The organism is Petrotoga halophila DSM 16923 (assembly GCF_002924615.1).
In genome coordinates this window covers 1-1,485 of record NZ_JALY01000143.1, presented here as the reverse complement: position 1 = coordinate 1,485, position 1,485 = coordinate 1, and the positions used below count along the sequence as shown (strand labels likewise).

Sequence of the window (1,485 nt, the reverse complement as noted above, 5' to 3'; positions counted from 1 at the left end):
TATAATTCGATGTATTTCTTCGCGGTTTTTTCGTAAGAAAAGTCTTCTTTCATACAGTTTTCAAAAATATTTGTCCAGTCATCTTTCTTTTTTTGGTGAAAGTATACGGCTTTCATTAAAGTGTATAATAAATTCGCTTCTTGGTATTCATAAAATCCGAATCCTGTTCCTTTCTTATCTTTTGGGTTGTATTCCGAAACCGTATCCTTCAATCCCCCTGTGTATCTTACAACAGGAACGGTGCCGTATCTCATCGAGTACATTTGGCCTAATCCGCATGGTTCGTACTTAGAGGGCATTAAAAATATATCAGATCCAGCGTATATTTTTTGGGCTAGATCTACATCGAAGGTTATGTTGATGGAAACTTTTTTAGGATAAATCTTTGTCAAAGTAGCAAAATATTCTTCGTATTTTTTATCTCCTGTTCCTAATAGCACAAATTGAATATCAGTGAGTAACAAAAGGTCTATTATTTTTGAAATTAAATCGATTCCTTTTTGCTCAAAGAGCCTACCAATAAAAGAGATTAGCGTTATATTTTCATCCTTAACGAGCCCTAAGTATTCCTGCAAACTTGTTTTATTTTTTAATTTGTCTTTGTATGATTCAATGGGATAAAAAATGTGAGGATCTTTTATAGGATCATAAATGCTGTAGTCAATGCCGTTTAATACACCAAACAAATCTTCAGATCGAACCTTCAATATACCTTCAAGTCCATATCCGTATTCTTCGCTCTGTATTTCTTTTGCATAAGTGGGACTTACTGTATTTATTATATTACTGAACAAAATTCCACCTTTCAATATATTTACTTTTCCATAATATTCCAAGGCGTTTATATTGAAGAGGTAATTAGGTAATCCAGCCTGATTTAGTACTTCAGGGTTAAAAAGCCCTTGATAACCTATGTTGTGAATAGTTAATATTGTGGCTATCTTTTTTAAAATATTGTCTTGAAAATAATTGGTTTTTAGATATACAGGTATAAGAGAAGTATGCCAGTCATTTACGTTGATAACGTTTGTGTCTGGTTCACATTCTTTTATAGTTTTTAAAACAGAGTCACAAAAATACGAAGTTTTCAAAAAGATATTTTCCTCATCATATATGTTTTTTGAATCGTAGAGGGTGTTCGTTTTAATAAAATAAATTGCTACAGAGGAACCTTCTAAATAACTTTTATAAACACTAAAAGGAGACTTATGTGTATGAGAATCAGGTATTAAACCTGTTTTTACAAGCTGAAATTTAGAAGTATTAAAATTATTTTCTATGTTTTTATGAAAAGGCATCACAACGTATATATCTTCTCCTGCATTTTTTATATATTTTGGTAAGGCTCCAGCTACGTCTGCCAAGCCTCCAGCTTTAGCAAATGGAGAAACTTCGTAGGATACGTAAGCTATTTTCATAATATGTATCGCCTCCTAATGATTAATTCTATTACAGTTGGCCTTTATTTTTTACCTGTCTTTATCT

At 31.7% G+C, this 1,485-nt stretch carries 1 protein-coding gene; it reads right to left on the bottom strand.

Annotated features, from left to right (window positions below; translation table 11 throughout):
* On the bottom strand, positions 1–1,418 hold a 1,418-nt coding region (locus tag AA81_RS07195; RefSeq protein WP_103898670.1), incomplete at its 3' end, for a glycogen synthase.
* Between the last annotated feature and the right edge of the window lie 67 nt (positions 1,419–1,485).